The sequence below is a fragment of the Streptomyces sp. NPDC057307 genome (assembly GCF_042667665.1).
Taxonomy (GTDB): domain Bacteria; phylum Actinomycetota; class Actinomycetes; order Streptomycetales; family Streptomycetaceae; genus Streptomyces.
The window spans coordinates 1-17,811 of sequence record NZ_JBHUZM010000027.1 but is presented as its reverse complement, the minus strand read 5'-3'; the positions used below and the strand labels follow the sequence as shown (position 1 = coordinate 17,811).

Sequence of the window (17,811 nt, the reverse complement as noted above, 5' to 3'; positions counted from 1 at the left end):
AGTTCCGCATGGATCCGCCCCGTTACTCCGGTGACGGGGCGGATTTCTGCATGTAATATTCGATCAGCCGTTCCATCCCCCCACACGGCGCCAAACCAATTCCCTTGATTAGTGGGAGATTTGCGTGCGTGTGTCGCTTCAAGGCAGACCTGTCTCGAAATTGCGAAGACTGATTGCCGTAGGTACGGCGGCAGTTGCCCTCCTCGCCGGTGGCCTGGTGAGTACCGCCCAGGCCGACGACGGCGGAGTTCGGAAATTCCTGCCGCCCAAGGGCGCGGAGGTCGTCAGTTCCAAGGATCTCTCGCCGCGCATCATCGGCGGAACGAACACTTCCATCAGCAGCGCCCCCTGGATGGTGCAGCTGTTCTTCGAGTGGGACAACGACGGACTCTTCTATTTCACCTGCGGCGGAACACTCGTCGCGCCCAACAAGGTTCTTACGGCGGCGCACTGCGTCACCGACGAGAACGGCAAAGCGCTCGACATGGTCGGCCGCGGCATGGTCCTGGCCAACACGGCCAAGCTCGCCGGCGGTCCGGACAACGCGGAGGGCACCGCGGTCAGCATCAGCCGCTCGTACTACGCGGGTTCGTACAACGCGGACGCGATCGACAACGACATCGCGCTGCTGACGCTCGCCAAGCCCCTCACGGGCACCCCGGCGCAGCCCGCCTCGTACGGCGACACGGCCCGCTACGCGCCGGGCACCACCGCCACCACCTACGGCTGGGGCCTGACCGGCTCGTCCCCGAGCGACCAGCTGGCCGACACCCTCCAGCGGGTCACACAGCCGCTGCGCTCGGACGCGGAGTGCTCGGAGAACCTCGACACCTCGCTCGGCCAGCCGGGCGCGTTCAAGCCCGGCCACATGATCTGCGCGGGCAACGGCGGCACCGGGAACAACTCCACGGGCAAGGCGACCTGCCCCGGTGACTCCGGCAGTCCGATGATGGTGAGCGGCCGGATCGTCGGCGTCACCTCATGGGGCGTGTCCACCCAGTCCCAGCTGTGCAACTTCGGCGGCACGTACGACGTGTACACCAAGGTCTCGACGTATGTGCCGGCCATCCAGCCGCGCATCGACGACACCAGCTTCAGCCGTGACCACCGGGCCGACCCGTTCGCCCGCACCACGGGCAGCACCGGCTACACCTTCACGTCGAGCGGTGAGAAGGTCACCCGCAAGGCGTTCTCCGGGTCGTACAGCGCCTACAACTACATCGTGCAGACCGACCTCAACAGGGACGGCTACGAGGACCTCGTCGTCCGTCAGGCGTCGACCGGCGACGTGTACTGGCTGCACCGCTCCGTGAGCAGCGCGACCTACGTGAAGACCAAGATGTTCTCCAACTGGAAGACGGTCCGCGCGATCGTCACCCCCGGCGACGTCAACGGTGACGGCAAGGGCGACCTCCTCTCGGTCACCTCCACCGGCAGCCTGATGGTGTATCCGAGCTTCGGCAACGGCAAGTTCAACACCGCGGTCAAGGTCGGCACCGGCTACCAGGCGTACAACCAGGTCCGCGGCCACGGTGACTTCACCAACGACGGCAAGGCCGACCTGCTGGTCCGCCGCGGCGGCACGAACGCCCTCTACCTCGTGAAGGGCACCGGCAAGTCCACCGCCCCGTTCGAGGCACCGGTCCTCGTCCGCGCCGACTGGTCCGCGTACAACCTCGTCGTCACCCCCGGTGACGTGAACGGCGACGGCAAGGCCGACGCGCTCGTCCGTACCCCGGGCGGCAGCCTGTCGCTCCTCAAGGGCACCGGCAAGGCCACATCCGAGATCTTCGCCACAGGCGTGAGCCTCGGCACCGGCTGGCAGAGCTACTACACCATCGCGTGAAACCGCAGGTGAGGACCGGCTGACCGGTCACTCGCCGGCGCATTCCTGTGGCCCCCGCCCCGGCGGGGGCCACAGCTTGTTGTGCAACCCTGCCAGCTGCCCCGCACGTCTGAACCGCAGACGGCGAACCGGGCCTGAACGCCGTGGCAGGGGGTAGCCGCCAGCGCTACGGGAGTCCTACGGGAGCTGAGCGCTACGGGAGCCCTACGGGAGCTGACGAGGGCCGACGAGAGCTGAGGAGCACATGACCGATCAGAGCAAGGGCGGCCGAATACGCGCGACCGGATCGCGCCGCAAGAAGCCCACCGCGCGCCGTCGCGCCACGACCGTGGTCGCCTGGTCGGCCGCCGCCCTGGTGCTCGTCGGCGGATCCGGTCTCGGCTACGCGTACTTCAAACTCAACGGCAACATCAAGGGCGTCGACATCAACGCCAGCCTCGGCACCGACCGCCCCGTGAACGTCGACAACGGCTCGATGGACATCCTCGTCCTCGGCTCCGACTCGCGCTCCGGCGCCAACTCCTCGTACGGCGCGGACCAGGGCGGAGCCCGCTCGGACACCGCGATGATCGTGCACGTCAACGAGGGCCACAAGACGGCCAGCGTCGTCTCCGTACCGAGGGACACGATCGTCGAGCGCCCCGACTGCGAGAGCGACGAGGGCACCGCCGGGGGCGCGCGGCGGGCGATGTTCAACACGGCGTACGAGGTCGGCGGCCCGGCCTGCGCGGTGAAGACCGTCGAGAAGATGTCCGGCATCCGCATGGACCACTACATCGAGGTCGACTTCACCGGGTTCAAGCAGCTCATCGACGACCTCGGCGGTGTGAGGATCACCACCAAGGAGGCCATCGACGACTCCAAGAGCCATCTGAACCTCGAACCCGGCACCCACACCCTCGACGGTGAGCAGGCGCTCGGCCTCGTCCGGACCCGCAAGAGCGTCGGCGACGGCAGCGACCTGGGCCGGATCCAGCTCCAGCAGGCGTTCATCAAGGCGCTGATCACCCAGGTCAAGGAGATCGGCCTGCTCAGCAGCCCCAAGAAGCTGTACGACCTCGGCGACACCGCGACCCGCGCGATCACCCCCGACTCCGAACTGGACTCGGTCAGGGAACTCGCGGGCTTCGCCGGCGGTCTGAAGAGTCTCGGCGCCTCGGACGTCAACATGATCACGCTGCCCGTCGAGTACGACCCGGCCGACCCGAACCGCGTCGTACCGCTGGAGAAGGCGTCCCAGCAGGTGTGGACCGCCCTGCGCGCCGACAGGCCGATCCCCGCGTCGGCGACGGAGCAGTCCGCCGGCGACAAGGGCGACGCCGCCGACGTGGTCACGGGCGGATGACGGCGCGAGCGCACCGCGCGGCGGCGGAATAGATCCGGGGTCACCCCGGTTTTGGAGATACGGCCGGTCCTGGCAGACTGGTCCGTCGGTCCCGGTTCACGTACGAGCATCCGCGCGTGCGACCCGGCGCCTTCCTCGCCTGGCGAGGATGTTCCCTAGGAGACACCTTGAAGCGCGACATCCACCCCACGTACGTCGAGACCCAGGTCAGCTGTACCTGCGGTGCGTCGTTCACCACTCGCAGCACGATCGAATCGGGCTCGGTCCGTGCCGAAATCTGCTCCGAGTGCCACCCGTTCTACACGGGCAAGCAGAAGATCCTCGACACCGGTGGCCGTGTGGCCCGCTTCGAGGCCCGCTTCGGCAAGGCTGCCGCCGGCTCCGCCAACAAGTAGCGAGCCACTGCGCCGGTTCTCGGCGCCCCTGCCCTGGGGCGTCGGGACCGGCGCTTTGCCGTCCCGCAGCACGTTCACGGGCGGTCACGGCAGGCACGGCGGCCGGCGGTCACGGCAGCCGTGCCGGTCACGCCCTTCAGGCCATTCACAGCGTCTTCGCGCAGCATCTACGTACGCAACCCAGGAGCCCCCGAATGTTCGAGGCGGTCGAGGAACTGGTCGGCGAGCACGCCGACCTGGAGAAGAAGCTCGCCGACCCGTCGGTCCACGCGGACCAGGCGCATGCCCGCAAGCTCAACAAGCGGTACGCCGAACTGACCCCGATCATCGGGGCGTTCCACGCCTGGAAGCAGACCGGGGACGACATCGAGACGGCCCGGGAGTTCGCGGCGGACCCCACGGACGCGTCGGCCGGCGAGTTCGCCGCCGAGGCCAAGGTGCTGGAGAAGCAGCGCGACGAGCTGACCGAGAAGCTCCGCCTGCTGCTCGTACCGCGTGACCCCAGCGACGACAAGGACGTCATCCTGGAGATCAAGGCGGGCGCGGGCGGCGACGAGTCGGCGCTGTTCGCCGGTGACCTCCTGCGGATGTATCTGCGGTACGCCGAGCGCGTGGGCTGGAAGACCGAGATCATCGACGCCACCGAGTCCGAGCTGGGCGGTTACAAGGACGTCCAGGTCGCCGTGAAGACCAAGGGCGGCAACGGGGCCACCGAGCCGGGACAGGGCGTCTGGGCGCGGCTCAAGTACGAGGGCGGGGTGCACCGCGTGCAGCGCGTGCCCTCCACCGAGTCGCAGGGCCGGATCCACACCTCGGCGGCCGGTGTCCTCGTGACGCCGGAGGCCGAGGAGGTCGACGTGGAGATCGTCGCCAACGACCTGCGTATCGACGTCTACCGCTCGTCGGGCCCCGGCGGCCAGTCCGTCAACACGACCGACTCCGCCGTCCGGATCACGCATCTGCCCACCGGCGTCGTCGCTTCCTGCCAGAACGAGAAGAGCCAGCTCCAGAACAAGGAGCAGGCCATGCGTATCCTGCGCTCGCGGCTGCTCGCCGCGGCACAGGAGGAGGCGGAGAAGAACGCGGCCGACGTCCGGCGCAGCCAGGTGCGTACCGTCGACCGGTCCGAGAAGATCCGTACGTACAACTTCCCGGAAAACCGGATCTCGGACCACCGCGTCGGCTTCAAGGCGTACAACTTGGACCAAGTGCTCGACGGTGAGCTGGCGGCAGTGATCCAGGCCTGCGTCGACGCCGACTCGGCGGCGAAGCTCGCGGCCGCCTGAGCCCACGTCCGCCACTCCCGTACCGAACACGTCCCCCTCCCCGTCCACGTCTCAGGAGGAACCAGCGTGCAGCCACCTTCTGGGGGGCCCAGCGACCCCCAGCGGCTCCGCCGCGGGCCCGCCCCCCGCAGTCTGCTGCTTGCCGAGGTGGCCCAGGCCACCCAGCGGCTGGCCGACGCGGGCGTGCCGTCGCCGCGGTTCGACGCGGAGGAACTCGCCGCGTTCGTGCACGGCGTCAAGCGCGGAGAGCTGCACAGCGTCGTGGACGAGGAGTTCGACGCCCGCTACTGGGAGACCGTCGCGCGCCGCGAGGCCCGCGAACCGCTCCAGCACATCACCGGGCGGGTCTTCTTCCGGTATCTGGAACTCCAGGTCGGGCCAGGGGTGTTCGTGCCCCGGCCGGAGACCGAGTCCGTCGTCGGCTGGGCCATAGACGCGGTCCGCGCGATGGATGTCGTCGAGCCGCTGATCGTCGATCTCTGCTCGGGATCCGGCGCGATCGCGCTCGCCATGGCACAGGAGGTGCCGCGCTCGCGTGTGCACGCCGTGGAGCTGTCCGAGGACGCCCTCACCTGGACGCGGAGGAACGCCGAGGGGTCCAGGGTCACCGTGCACCGCGGAGACGCTCTGACGGCCCTTCCCGACTTCGACGGCCAGGTCGACCTGGTGATCTCCAACCCGCCGTACATCCCGCTCACCGAGTGGGAGTACGTGGCGCCCGAGGCCCGTGACCACGACCCGGAGATGGCGCTCTTCTCCGGCGAGGACGGCCTCGACACGATCCGCGGGATCGAACGCACCGCGCACCGGCTGCTGCGGCCCGGCGGCCTCGTGGTCGTGGAGCACGCGGACACCCAGGGCGGGCAGGTCCCGTGGATCTTCAGCGAGGAGGCCGGCTGGGCGGACGCGGCCGACCACCCGGACCTGAACAAACGCCCCCGCTTCGCGACGGCCCGCAAGGCCATGCCGTGACCAGCGGAACAGGGACGACAACGACGACCCCTCACGTCGTGACCTCAGCCCCGGGGCTTTCTGCGAGTGAGCCGAAGGGGCGCGCGCCTGTCGAAAGGGAGAGCGCGCAGAGCCCCCGAGGAACGAGGGGGCGAGCACGGTCGACCGTCGACAGGCGCTTGAGCGCCCCGGAGGCGAACCGAGCACACCAAAAAACACAGAAAGAGGGCAGTTAGATGGCACGGCGATACGACTGCAACGACGCGACCGACCGTACGACCGGTCTGCGTGAAGCCGCGTCCGCCGTCCGTCGCGGCGAGCTCGTCGTCCTGCCCACCGACACCGTCTACGGGCTCGGCGCCGACGCGTTCAGCTCCGAGGCCGTCGCCGACCTCCTCGACGCCAAGGGCCGTGGCCGCAACATGCCCACACCTGTGCTCATCGGCTCCCCGAACACCCTGCACGGCCTGGTCACGGACTTCTCGGAGCAGGCGTGGGAGCTGGTCGACGCCTTCTGGCCCGGCGCCCTCACGCTCGTCGCCAAGCACCAGCCCTCGCTCCAGTGGGACCTCGGCGACACCCGTGGCACCGTCGCGATCCGGATGCCGCTGCACCCCGTCGCGATCGAGCTGCTGACCGAGGTCGGCCCGATGGCCGTCTCCAGCGCCAACCTGACCGGACACCCCGCGCCGGAGGACTGCGACGCCGCCCAGGAGATGCTGGCGGACGCCGTGTCGGTGTATCTCGACGGGGGCCGGACGCCCGGCATCGTGCCGTCGTCGATCGTGGACGTGACCGGCAAGGTCCCGCTGCTGCTGCGCGCGGGCGCCGTCGACGCCGACGAGCTGCGCAAGGTCGTACCCGACCTCGAGGTGGCCAATTGACCGCCCCTGAGGGGCGTGGCATAGCGGGACTCCCCGACACCTTCCGCATCCTCCACGTCAGCACCGGCAACGTGTGCCGCTCGCCCATCACCGAGCGGCTGAACCGGCATGCCCTGAGCGACCGCCTCGGCGAGCGGCTCACGGGCGGGCTGATCGTGGAGAGCGCGGGAACCTGGGGACACGAGGGGGCCTCGATGGAGGCCAACGCGGAGGCCGTCCTGGCGGATTTCGGCGCGGACCCGTCCGGCTTCGTCGGGCGGGAGCTGCTGGACGAGCACGTCATCCGCGCGGACCTGGTCCTCACGGCGACGCGTGACCACCGGGCGCAGGTCATCTCGATGGGGCACTCGGCGGGGCTGCGGACCTTCACGCTGAAGGAGTTCACGCGTCTCGTACGGGCCATAGACCCGGCGACGCTGCCCGATCCCCTCGACGAGGGCGTGGTCGAGCGCGCCCGTGCGCTGGTGCGTGCCGCCGCCGCGCTGCGCGGATGGCTGCTGGCCCCCAACGCGGAGGCGGACGAGGTCTACGACCCGTACGGCGCGCCCATCACCTTCTTCCGCTCCATCGGCGACGAGATCCACCAGGCGCTGGACCCGGTGGTGACGGCGCTCACGGGCGTACCGACCCGGCACTGACAGCGGCCCGGCACGCCCCCGCTCGCACACCGTTGAACTGCGGCGACGTACGGTGAGAAACGCGGCGGGGCATAAGGTGGGGCGAGTTTGTGCAACCATCGCGCCGCCGTGTAAGTCCTTACCTCATGTGGCTACGCGCATTCCATCAGCCGTCCTTCTCCGAGTTAGTGTGTGTGGCTCAGACGGTCGGCGATTCCTGTGGGGCAGCCTGTGCGTGATTACCTGCTGACGCTCTGCGTGACGGCCGCGGTGACATATCTGTTGACCGGTCCGGTGCGGAAGTTCGCCATCGCGATCGGCGCGATGCCCGCGATCCGCGCCCGCGACGTCCACCGCGAACCGACACCGCGTCTCGGCGGTATCGCGATGTTCTTCGGCCTGTGCGCCGGACTTCTGGTCGCGAGCAACCTGCAGAATCTCAGCGGGGTCTTCGAGCAGTCGAACGAGCCGCGCGCGCTGCTCTCCGGAGCCGCGCTGATCTGGCTGATCGGTGTCCTGGACGACAAGTTCGAGATCGACGCCCTGATCAAGCTCGGCGGCCAGATGATCGCCGCCGGTGTGATGGTGATGCAGGGTCTGACGATCCTGTGGATCCCGGTTCCCGGCGTCGGCACCGTCGCGCTGACGTCGTGGCAGGGCACGCTCCTCACCGTCGCGCTCGTCGTCATCACCATCAACGCGGTCAACTTCGTCGACGGACTCGACGGCCTGGCCTCCGGCATGGTCTGTATCGCCGCGGCGGCGTTCTTCCTCTACGCGTACCGCATTTGGTACGGCTACGGCATCGAGGCCGCCGCCCCCGCCACCCTCTTCGCCGCGATCCTGATGGGCATGGGGATCGGCTTCCTGCCGCACAACATGCATCCGGCCCGGATCTTCATGGGCGACTCGGGCTCGATGCTGATCGGTCTGGTCCTGGCGACGGGCGCCATCTCCGTTACGGGGCAGGTCGATCCGGACGCCCTGAAGATCTACGCGGACGGCTCGACCCGTGAGGCGACGCACGCCGCGCTGCCGGTCTTCATCCCGCTGCTGCTGCCGTTGACGATCATCGCGATCCCGGTCGCCGACCTCGTCCTCGCGATCGTGCGCCGCACCTGGAACGGCCAGTCGCCGTTCGCCGCCGACCGCGGCCATCTCCACCACCGACTGCTGGAGATCGGGCACTCGCACAGCAGGGCCGTACTGATCATGTACTTCTGGTCGGCGCTGATCGCCTTCGGTGTGGTGCTGTACTCGGTCCACTCCTCGTCCACCATGTCCACGATGTGGATCGTGTTCGCGGTCGTCGTGCTGAGCGCGCTTGGCCTGCTGCTCCTCCTGCTGCCGCGCTTCACACCGCGCGCCCCGCGCTGGGCCGAGGCCGTCGTGCCGCCCCGCTACCGGCGCCGCCGGCGGCGCGGCCAGGGGGAGTTGGCGGACGGGACCCACGAGGCGCCGGAGTCGAAGGAGCGCCCGGAGGGCGCCGGATCACAGGTGCCTCACGATTCACTCGCGACCGACGGTGTACCGGCCGACGGACCGGCTCCGGTCCCGGCGGGCGTCAACGGGGCGACCGCGATCGGACCGCGATCTCACTTCCCCGATCGACGCAAGGCGGATTCGGCGTACTGAGAATTGCCTCAACGTGCCCCATTACCAGACAAGACGGCTCGCTGTCCGGCTCAGACGCGCGAATTACGCCTCATGTGTGACGGTAAGCACACGTTCATGGTAAAGACCTCATCAAATAGTTTGTGATACCGTTCACGAGACCCGGCGCCAGAGCCGAAGGACCGTAGTGCGACGGTCCGTTGGCCCGAGAATCCAACTCTCGGACCGGGCCTACGCTCGTCCATGACGACACCATCTGCCCCACCCAGCAAGCGGAGCTGCCGCCATGCCGACCAACGACGTCCGGATCCTGCTCAATTCCGCCGTACCCACCGCCGCCGCCGGCGTCATCGCCGCGGTGATCAGCGGTGTGGTCAGTGGCGGCAAGGGCGCTCTGGGAGCCGCTGTCGGTGTAGTGGTGGTCCTTCTCTTCATGGGTATCGGGCTCACGGTGCTCCAGCGGACCGCGAAGTCGCTGCCGCATCTCTTCCAGGCGATGGGGCTGATGCTCTACACCGCCCAGTTGCTGCTGCTGCTCGTCTTCCTGGCGGTCTTCAAGGACACCACGCTCTTCAACCCGAAGGCCTTCGGGTTCACGCTCCTCGCGACGACCCTCGTCTGGATCGCCGCGCAGGCCCGCGCGTACATGAAGGCCAAGATCCTTTACGTCGAGCCCGAGTCCTCGTCGGCCGGTAAGGCCGAGAAGACGGGGTCCTCGGCGTGAAGGGTAGGGCCGGGATAAGTGCCCGTTCGGGATCCTGCTATCGTCCGGTTCCAACTGCGGCATTGCGGGCGCGGGCATCCGAGCTGACGCCTGTTCCATCGCGAGGCTCCATGCCTGAGAGCCGCCCCCACATCTGTCAGACCAGTCCAGTGCCGAACCGTGGCTTCGTGCCGCGCCGACACAACGAGGTTGCCGTACCTATGCGCCACGCTGAAGGAGCCCGCGGTGAGTGCTGATCCCCAGACCCTCGCCTTCGATGCGAGCTGCCATATCTTTTCCGGCTGCGGGTTCCCGGCTCCGGGCCTCCATACGTTCATGTACAAGCCGATCTTCGAGGTGGCCGGCTTCGAGTTCAACAAGCCGATGCTGCTCGCTCTGCTGAGCACGATCGTGGTTGTCGGATTCTTCTGGGCGGCGTTCAACAAGCCGAAGTTGGTACCGGGCAAGGTCCAGATGATCGGCGAGGCCGGTTACGACTTCGTCCGCCGCGGCATCGTCTACGAGATCATCGGCAAGAAGGACGGTGAGAAGTACGTCCCCTTGATGGTGTCGCTCTTCTTCTTCGTCTGGCTGATGAACCTCTGGTCGATCATTCCGCTCGCCCAGTTCCCGGTCCCCTCGCTGATCGCCTTCCCGGCCGCACTCGCGATCATCGTCTACATCGTGTGGGTCAGCCTGACGTTCAAGACCCACGGATTCGTCGGTGGCTGGAAGAACATCACCGGCTACGACAAGTCGCTCGGCTGGGTCCTGCCGCTCGTCGTGGTGATCGAGTTCTTCTCGAACCTGCTGATCAGGCCCTTCACCCACGCGGTCCGGCTGTTCGCCAACATGTTCGCCGGTCACCTGCTCATCGTCATGTTCACGCTGGCCACGTGGTACCTGATGAACGGGCTGGGCTTCGTCTACGCCGGTGCCTCGTTCGTGATGGTGCTCGTCATGACCATCTTCGAACTCTTCATCCAGGCCGTCCAGGCGTACGTCTTCGTACTCCTGGCCTCCAGCTACATCCAGGGCGCGCTCGCCAAGAGCCACTGAGCCCGGCCCCGTTAACCAGAACCAACAGACGTCCGGTGGCCAACCCCCACCCGGTCCGTGAAAGAGAAGGAAGTAACGGCATGTCCGCTGCTCTCGAATTGGTCAACCTCGCCTCCGCCAAGACCACCGTCGTCGGCAACGTGGCCTCGATCGGCTACGGCCTGGCCGCGATCGGCCCCGGCGTCGGCGTCGGCATCATCTTCGGTAACGGCACCCAGGCCCTCGCCCGTCAGCCTGAGGCGGCCGGCCTGATCCGCACCAACCAGATCATGGGTTTCGCCTTCTGTGAGGCGCTCGCCCTCATCGGCATCGTCATGGGCTTCGTCTACCAGTAAGCCGGACCGACAGCCCGTTCCCTTTCACGGAAGGCATTGATGTGAACGCTCTCTACGTTGCGGCAGAGGCGGAGGCTCAGAATCCGCTCGTCCCGCATCTTGACGAGCTCATCATCGGCCTGATCGCCTTCGCCATCGTCTTCGGCTTCCTCGCCAAGAAGCTCCTCCCGAACATCAACAAGGTTCTGGACGAGCGCCGTGAGGCCATCGAAGGTGGCATCGAGAAGGCGGAAGAGGCCAAGACCGAGGCGCAGAGCGTCCTGGAGCAGTACAAGGCCCAGCTCGCCGAAGCGCGTCACGAGGCGGCCCGTCTCCGCCAGGAGGCGACCGAACAGGGCGCCACCATCATCCAGGAGATGAAGGCGGAGGGGCAGCGGCAGCGCGAGGAGATCGTCGCCGCCGGCCACGCCCAGATCGAGGCCGACCGCAAGGCCGCCGCCTCGGCACTGCGCCGGGACGTCGGCAAGCTCGCCACCGACCTGGCCGGCAAGCTCGTCGGGGAGTCCCTTGAGGACAGCGCCCGGCAGAGCCGCACCATCGACCGCTTCCTCGACGAGCTCGAGGACGGCGCGTCGACGGTCGAGGCCGCCCGATGAATGGGGCGAGCCGCGCGGCGCTGGCCGCCGCACGGGAGCGTCTCGACGCGCTGACCGACAACACCTCGGTCGACGCGGCGAAGCTGGCCGAGGAGCTGACCGCCGTCACCGCGCTGCTCCACCGCGAGGTGTCGCTGCGCCGGGTCCTGACCGACCCGGCGCGGTCCGGCGAGTCCAAGGCCGAGCTGGCCGGCGGACTGCTGGGCGGACAGGTGGGCGGCGAGACCGTCGACCTGGTCACCGGCATGGTCCGGTCCCGCTGGTCACGCCCGCGTGACCTGGTCGACTCGGTGGAGGAGCTGTCGGCTCTCGCCGAGCTGACCGCCGCGCAGCGGGCCGGTGGCCTCGACGACGTCGAGGACGAGCTGTTCCGGTTCGGCCGGATCGTCGAGTCCAGCACCGAGCTGCGTGCCGCCCTGACCGACCAGGCGGCGACGGTGTCGGCCAAGAGCACGCTGCTGACCAGCCTGCTCGGCGGCCGGGCCAACCCCAGTACCGAGCGGCTGGTCGTCCGCCTCGTCACCCAGCCCCGTGGACGTAGCCTGGAAGCGGGTCTCCAGACCCTGTCCCGGCTCGCCGCGGCGCGCCGGGACCGGATGGTGGCGGTCGTCACGTCGGCGGTGCCGCTCACCGAAGGCCAGAAGCAGCGCCTCGGCGCCGCCCTGGCCAGGCTGTACGGCCACCCGATGCATCTGAACCTCGACGTGGACCCCGAGGTCCTCGGCGGAGTCTCGGTCCGCGTCGGCGACGAGGTCGTCAACGGCACGGTCGTGGAACGTCTCGACGAGGCGGCACGGCGGCTGGCCGGCTGAAGGCCGACGGTCGGTACGTCATAGCCGGATTACAGACACACATACAGAGATCAAGAACTGCGGCCCGGTTGGGCCGTGCAGAAATTGCAGAAGATTCCTGGGGGTCGCCCCCAGACCCCCATAGAACTTCGGGCCCAACAAGGAGAGCAGGGAATCCAGATGGCGGAGCTCACGATCCGGCCGGAGGAGATCCGGGATGCGCTGGAGAACTTTGTCCAGTCGTACAAGCCGGACGCGGCCTCGCGCGAGGAGGTCGGGACGGTCAGCGTTGCCGGTGACGGCATCGCGAAGGTCGAGGGTCTGCCCTCGGCCATGGCGAACGAACTGCTGAAGTTCGAGGACGGGACCCTGGGTCTCGCCCTCAACCTGGAGGAGCGCGAGATCGGCGCGGTCGTCCTCGGTGAGTTCAGCGGTATCGAGGAGGGGCAGTCGGTCACCCGTACCGGCGAGGTGCTCTCCGTCGGCGTCGGCGAGGGTTACCTCGGCCGTGTCGTCGACCCGCTCGGCACCCCGATCGACGGTCTCGGCGAGATCGCGACCGACGGCCGCCGCGCCCTGGAGCTGCAGGCTCCGGGCGTCATGGTCCGTAAGTCGGTGCACGAGCCGATGCAGACCGGCTACAAGGCCGTCGACTCGATGGTGCCGATCGGCCGAGGCCAGCGTCAGCTGATCATCGGCGACCGCCAGACCGGCAAGACCGCCCTGGCCGTCGACACCATCATCAACCAGCGCGACAACTGGCGCTCGGGCGACGTGAACAAGCAGGTGCGCTGCATCTACGTCGCCATCGGCCAGAAGGGCTCCACCATCGCGTCCGTACGCGGTGCGCTGGAAGAGGCCGGCGCTCTTGAGTACACGACGATCGTCGCCGCCCCGGCGTCCGACCCGGCGGGCTTCAAGTACCTGGCCCCGTACACCGGTTCGGCCATCGGCCAGCACTGGATGTACCAGGGCAAGCACGTCCTGATCATCTTCGACGACCTGTCGAAGCAGGCCGACGCCTACCGCGCCGTCTCGCTGCTGCTGCGCCGTCCGCCGGGCCGCGAGGCCTACCCGGGCGACGTCTTCTACCTGCACTCGCGTCTGCTGGAGCGCTGCGCCAAGCTCTCCGACGACATGGGCGCCGGTTCGATGACGGGCCTGCCCATCGTCGAGACCAAGGCGAACGACGTGTCGGCGTTCATTCCGACCAACGTCATCTCCATCACCGACGGCCAGTGCTTCCTGGAGTCCGACCTGTTCAACGCCGGCCAGCGGCCCGCGCTGAACGTCGGTATCTCGGTCTCCCGAGTCGGCGGCTCCGCCCAGCACCGGGCCATGCGCCAGGTGTCGGGCCGACTGCGCGTGGACCTCGCCCAGTACCGCGAGCTGGAGGCGTTCGCCGCCTTCGGTTCCGACCTGGACGCCGCGTCGAAGGCGTCGCTCCAGCGTGGTCAGCGCATGGTCGAGCTGCTGAAGCAGCCGCAGTACGCGCCGTACCCCGTCGAGGAGCAGGTCGTCTCCATCTTCGCCGGCACCACCGGCAAGATGGACGACGTCCCGGTCGAGGACATCAGCCGCTTCGAGACCGAGCTGCTGGAGCACCTGCGCCGCGAGCGCAAGGAGCTGCTGACCAGCATCGCCGAGGGCGGCAAGATGTCGGACGACACGGTCGAGTCCATCGGTGACGCCATCGCCAACTTCAAGAAGCAGTTCGAGACCTCGGACGGCAAGCTTCTGGGCGACGACGCCCCGGCCGGCGTCAACGTCTCCAAGTGACGACGGAAGGGACCTGACTCATGGGAGCCCAGCTCCGGGTCTACAAGCGTCGCATCAAATCCGTCACCGCGACCAAGAAGATCACCAAGGCGATGGAGATGATCGCCGCCTCGCGCATCGTCAAGGCGCAGCGCCAGGTGACGGCATCCACGCCGTACGCGACCGAGCTCACCCGCGCGGTCACGGCGGTGGCGACCGGATCCAACACCAAGCACCCCCTGACCACGGAGGTCGAGTCTCCGGTCCGGGCCGCGGTACTGCTCGTCACGAGCGACCGCGGACTGGCCGGCGGCTACTCCTCCAACGCCATCAAGGCGGCGGAGCGGCTCACCGAGCGGCTCACGAGTGAGGGCAAAGAGGTCGACACGTACATCGTCGGCCGCAAGGGTGTCGCCTACTACGGCTTCCGTGAGATCAAGGTCACGGAGTCGTGGACCGGCTTCACCGACAGTCCGACCTACGCGGACGCCAAGAAGGTCGCGGGGCCGCTGATCGAGGCGGTCCAGCGGGACACGGCGGACGGCGGCGTGGACGAACTCCACATCGTCTTCACCGAGTTCGTCTCGATGCTGACGCAGACGCCGGTGCAGAACCGGCTGCTGCCCCTCTCCCTCGCCGACGCGGCGAACCAGGACGAGGACGCGGCGAAGAAGCACGAGATCCTGCCGCTGTTCGACTTCGAGCCGTCGGCGGAGGACGTCCTCGACGCCCTTCTGCCGCGCTACGTCGAGAGCCGTATCTACAACGCGCTGCTCCAGGCCGCCGCTTCCAAGCACGCGGCCACCCGCCGCGCGATGAAGTCGGCGACCGACAACGCCGGGGATCTCATCAAGAGCCTCTCCCGGCTTGCCAACGCGGCCCGCCAGGCCGAAATCACCCAGGAAATCAGCGAGATCGTCGGTGGCGCCAGCGCCCTGGCCGACGCGACCGCGGGGAGTGAAAAGTAATGACGACCACAGTTGAGGCGGCCACCCCGGGAAGCACGGCCACGGGCCGCGTGTCCCGGGTCATCGGCCCGGTCGTCGACGTGGAGTTCCCCGTCGACGCGATGCCGGAGATCTACAACGCACTGCACGTCGAGGTGGCCGACCCGGCCGAGGACGGCAAGAAGAAGACGCTGACGCTCGAAGTCGCCCAGCACCTGGGTGACGGAGTCGTACGCGCCGTCTCGATGCAGCCGACCGACGGTCTGGTCCGCCAGGCCGTGGTGTCGGACACCGGCGCCGGTATCTCGGTGCCCGTCGGTGACGTCACCAAGGGCAAGGTGTTCAACACCCTCGGCGAGATCCTGAACGACCCGGAGGGCAAGGCTCAGATCACCGAGCGCTGGCCGATCCACCGCAAGGCCCCGGCCTTCGACCAGCTCGAGTCCAAGACCGAGATGTTCGAGACCGGCCTGAAGGTCGTCGACCTGCTGACCCCGTACGTCAAGGGCGGCAAGATCGGTCTGTTCGGTGGTGCGGGCGTCGGCAAGACGGTCCTCATCCAGGAAATGATCATGCGTGTGGCGAAGCTGCACGACGGTGTTTCCGTGTTCGCCGGTGTCGGTGAGCGCACCCGTGAGGGCAACGACCTCATCGACGAGATGACCGAGTCGGGCGTTCTGGACAAGACCGCGCTGGTCTTCGGCCAGATGGACGAGCCGCCGGGCACCCGTCTGCGGGTCGCCCTGTCCGCCCTGACCATGGCGGAGTACTTCCGCGATGTGCAGAAGCAGGACGTGCTGCTCTTCATCGACAACATCTTCCGCTTCACCCAGGCCGGTTCCGAGGTCTCCACGCTGCTCGGCCGTATGCCGTCCGCGGTGGGTTACCAGCCGACCCTGGCGGACGAGATGGGTGTGCTCCAGGAGCGCATCACCTCGACCCGCGGTCACTCGATCACCTCGATGCAGGCGATCTACGTGCCGGCGGACGACCTGACCGACCCGGCCCCGGCCACGACCTTCGCGCACCTCGACGCGACGACCGTGCTGTCGCGTCCGATCTCGGAGAAGGGCATCTACCCGGCGGTCGACCCGCTGGACTCGACGTCCCGCATCCTGGACCCGCGTTACATCTCGCAGGCGCACTACGACACGGCCAGCCGCGTCAAGGGAATCCTGCAGAAGAACAAGGACCTCCAGGACATCATCGCGATCCTCGGTATCGACGAGCTGGGCGAGGAGGACAAGCTCGTTGTCCACCGTGCCCGTCGCGTCGAGCGCTTCCTGTCGCAGAACACCCACGCCGCCAAGCAGTTCACCGGCCTGGACGGCTCCGACGTACCGCTCGACGAGTCGGTCGCCGCGTTCAACGCGATCTGCGACGGGGATTACGACCACTTCCCCGAGCAGGCGTTCTTCATGTGCGGTGGTATCGAGGACCTGAAGGCCAACGCCAAGGAGCTCGGCATCTCCTGAGCCGTCGACTCACCCGAGTCGTCGACTCGTTCGGCGGGGGGCGGCCCCGAACCGCCCCCCGCCGAAGCGCCGATCGTGAACCCCATAGAATCTAGACCAACACCCGGCGACAGAGCCGGGTGGTGACCCGAGGAGCCACCCTTGGCTGCTGAGCTGCACGTCGAGCTGGTCGCCGCGGACCGCAGTGTCTGGTCCGGCGAGGCCACCCTGGTCGTCGCGCGCACCACGTCCGGCGACATCGGCGTCATGCCCGGTCACCAGCCGCTGCTCGGTGTGCTGGAGTCGGGCCCCGTGACCATCCGTACGACCGAGGGCGGAACGGTCGTCGCCGCTGTGCACGGCGGTTTCCTCTCGTTCGCCGACAACAAGCTCTCGCTGCTCGCGGAGATCGCCGAGCTGGCCGACGAGATCGATGCCCAGCGCGCCGAGCGCGCGCTGGAGCGTGCCAAGTCGGGTGAGGACGACGCCGCCGAGCGTCGGGCCGATGTCCGACTGCGCGCTGTGGCGGTGCGCTGACGCACCGCTCCTGGAATTACCCTCAGCCGCGGCCCGTTCTGGAGTCATCCAGACCGTGTCGCGGCTGAGGCGATGCGGCCGCTGTTTCTGTTTGTTCGTACGGGTTACTCGATGAGGCGAGGAGGTCGGTTTCGATGGTCCTCGCTCTGCTTGTCTGTGGACTGGTCGTCGTACTGGTTGCGGTGGGGCTCTTCGTCTTCGGGCTGCGCCGACGGCTGATCCAGCGGTCCGGAGGGACCTTCGACTGTTCGCTGCGCTGGAACGTGGCCGAGGAACCCGACACGTCCGGCAAGGGCTGGGTGTACGGCGTGGCCCGCTACAGCGGCGACCGGATCAACTGGTTCCGGGTCTTCTCGTACTCTCCGCGGCCCCGCCGCAGCCTTGAGCGCTCGGCCATCGAGGTGCGCGCCCGGCGCGCGCCCGAGGGCGAGGAGGAGCTGGCGCTGCTCTCCGACTCCGTCGTGCTCGGCTGCGACCACAAGGGGACGCGCCTGGAGCTGGCGATGAGCGAGGACGCGCTGACCGGCTTTCTCGCCTGGCTGGAGGCGGCGCCGCCCGGCCAGCGGGTGAACGTCGCCTGAGTCTTCCGATACGCGGCGCTTTGCGAGGCGGCGCCTTACGAGACGGTGCCTTCCGACGCGGCGTCCTCCGGGGCGGCGCCTTCCGGGGCAACGACGAGGGGGACGGTGCCCG

General features: G+C 68.2%; 18 protein-coding genes. All 18 read left to right on the top strand.

From position 1 onward, the window contains the following. The first annotated feature begins 217 nt into the window (after positions 1 to 217). On the top strand, positions 218 to 1,846 hold the full coding sequence (locus ACFUN8_RS13105; RefSeq protein ID WP_383635288.1) for a trypsin-like serine protease: 1,629 nt from the start codon (positions 218 to 220) through the stop codon (positions 1,844 to 1,846). Between the two features lie 244 nt (positions 1,847 to 2,090). Further along, the gene (locus ACFUN8_RS13100; RefSeq protein ID WP_383635285.1) at positions 2,091 to 3,191 is read left to right on the top strand and encodes an LCP family protein; all 1,101 of its coding nucleotides are present in this window, start codon (positions 2,091 to 2,093) and stop codon (positions 3,189 to 3,191) included. Positions 3,192 to 3,358: 167 nt separating this feature from the next. After that, positions 3,359 to 3,586 carry a 50S ribosomal protein L31 gene (gene rpmE / locus ACFUN8_RS13095; RefSeq protein ID WP_023538649.1) on the top strand — a complete coding sequence of 76 codons (228 nt, stop codon included), beginning with the start codon at positions 3,359 to 3,361 and terminating at the stop codon, positions 3,584 to 3,586. A gap of 194 nt (positions 3,587 to 3,780) precedes the next feature. Next, a complete protein-coding gene (gene prfA / locus ACFUN8_RS13090) occupies positions 3,781 to 4,872 on the top strand; it encodes a peptide chain release factor 1 (protein ID WP_383635282.1) in 1,092 nt (363 codons plus the stop codon). 132 nt (positions 4,873 to 5,004) lie between these two features. Continuing rightward, positions 5,005 to 5,844, top strand: coding sequence for a peptide chain release factor N(5)-glutamine methyltransferase (gene prmC, locus ACFUN8_RS13085; RefSeq protein ID WP_189105624.1), 840 nt, complete (start codon positions 5,005 to 5,007; stop codon positions 5,842 to 5,844). A gap of 215 nt (positions 5,845 to 6,059) precedes the next feature. Further along, entirely contained in the window at positions 6,060 to 6,707 is a 648-nt protein-coding gene (locus tag ACFUN8_RS13080; RefSeq protein WP_354604892.1) for an L-threonylcarbamoyladenylate synthase, read from the top strand. After that, complete coding sequence (locus ACFUN8_RS13075) at positions 6,704 to 7,345, top strand: low molecular weight phosphatase family protein (RefSeq protein WP_023538645.1); 642 nt, start codon at positions 6,704 to 6,706, stop codon at positions 7,343 to 7,345. Before ACFUN8_RS13080 ends, ACFUN8_RS13075 begins: the two co-directional genes overlap by 4 nt. A gap of 198 nt (positions 7,346 to 7,543) precedes the next feature. After that, complete coding sequence (locus ACFUN8_RS13070) at positions 7,544 to 8,959, top strand: MraY family glycosyltransferase (RefSeq protein WP_383635279.1); 1,416 nt, start codon at positions 7,544 to 7,546, stop codon at positions 8,957 to 8,959. Between the two features lie 265 nt (positions 8,960 to 9,224). Further along, positions 9,225 to 9,662, top strand: coding sequence for a hypothetical protein (locus ACFUN8_RS13065; protein WP_383635276.1), 438 nt, complete (start codon positions 9,225 to 9,227; stop codon positions 9,660 to 9,662). Between the two features lie 225 nt (positions 9,663 to 9,887). Then, on the top strand, positions 9,888 to 10,700 hold the full coding sequence (gene atpB, locus ACFUN8_RS13060; RefSeq protein WP_382567158.1) for a F0F1 ATP synthase subunit A: 813 nt from the start codon (positions 9,888 to 9,890) through the stop codon (positions 10,698 to 10,700). A gap of 80 nt (positions 10,701 to 10,780) precedes the next feature. Continuing rightward, on the top strand, positions 10,781 to 11,035 hold the full coding sequence (gene atpE / locus ACFUN8_RS13055; RefSeq protein WP_078075070.1) for an ATP synthase F0 subunit C: 255 nt from the start codon (positions 10,781 to 10,783) through the stop codon (positions 11,033 to 11,035). A 41-nt stretch (positions 11,036 to 11,076) separates the two neighbouring features. Continuing rightward, positions 11,077 to 11,631 (top strand): F0F1 ATP synthase subunit B, encoded by a 555-nt coding sequence (locus ACFUN8_RS13050; protein ID WP_383635273.1) that lies wholly within the window; start codon positions 11,077 to 11,079, stop codon positions 11,629 to 11,631. After that, entirely contained in the window at positions 11,628 to 12,443 is an 816-nt protein-coding gene (locus ACFUN8_RS13045) for a F0F1 ATP synthase subunit delta (RefSeq protein WP_383635270.1), read from the top strand. The genes ACFUN8_RS13050 and ACFUN8_RS13045 overlap by 4 nt, the downstream gene beginning before the upstream one ends. Before the next feature lie 159 nt (positions 12,444 to 12,602). Next, the gene (gene atpA, locus ACFUN8_RS13040) at positions 12,603 to 14,201 is read left to right on the top strand and encodes a F0F1 ATP synthase subunit alpha (protein WP_356586553.1); all 1,599 of its coding nucleotides are present in this window, start codon (positions 12,603 to 12,605) and stop codon (positions 14,199 to 14,201) included. A 20-nt stretch (positions 14,202 to 14,221) separates the two neighbouring features. Then, on the top strand, positions 14,222 to 15,148 hold the full coding sequence (locus ACFUN8_RS13035; RefSeq protein WP_383635266.1) for a F0F1 ATP synthase subunit gamma: 927 nt from the start codon (positions 14,222 to 14,224) through the stop codon (positions 15,146 to 15,148). After that, positions 15,148 to 16,602: a F0F1 ATP synthase subunit beta gene (gene atpD / locus ACFUN8_RS13030; protein ID WP_383635263.1), complete on the top strand. Its 1,455-nt coding sequence runs from the start codon at positions 15,148 to 15,150 to the stop codon at positions 16,600 to 16,602. The genes ACFUN8_RS13035 and atpD overlap by 1 nt, the downstream gene beginning before the upstream one ends. 141 nt (positions 16,603 to 16,743) lie before the next feature. After that, entirely contained in the window at positions 16,744 to 17,118 is a 375-nt protein-coding gene (locus tag ACFUN8_RS13025; protein WP_354604884.1) for a F0F1 ATP synthase subunit epsilon, read from the top strand. Positions 17,119 to 17,252: 134 nt separating this feature from the next. Then, positions 17,253 to 17,699 (top strand): DUF2550 domain-containing protein, encoded by a 447-nt coding sequence (locus tag ACFUN8_RS13020; protein WP_354604883.1) that lies wholly within the window; start codon positions 17,253 to 17,255, stop codon positions 17,697 to 17,699. Positions 17,700 to 17,811: the final 112 nt, after the last annotated feature.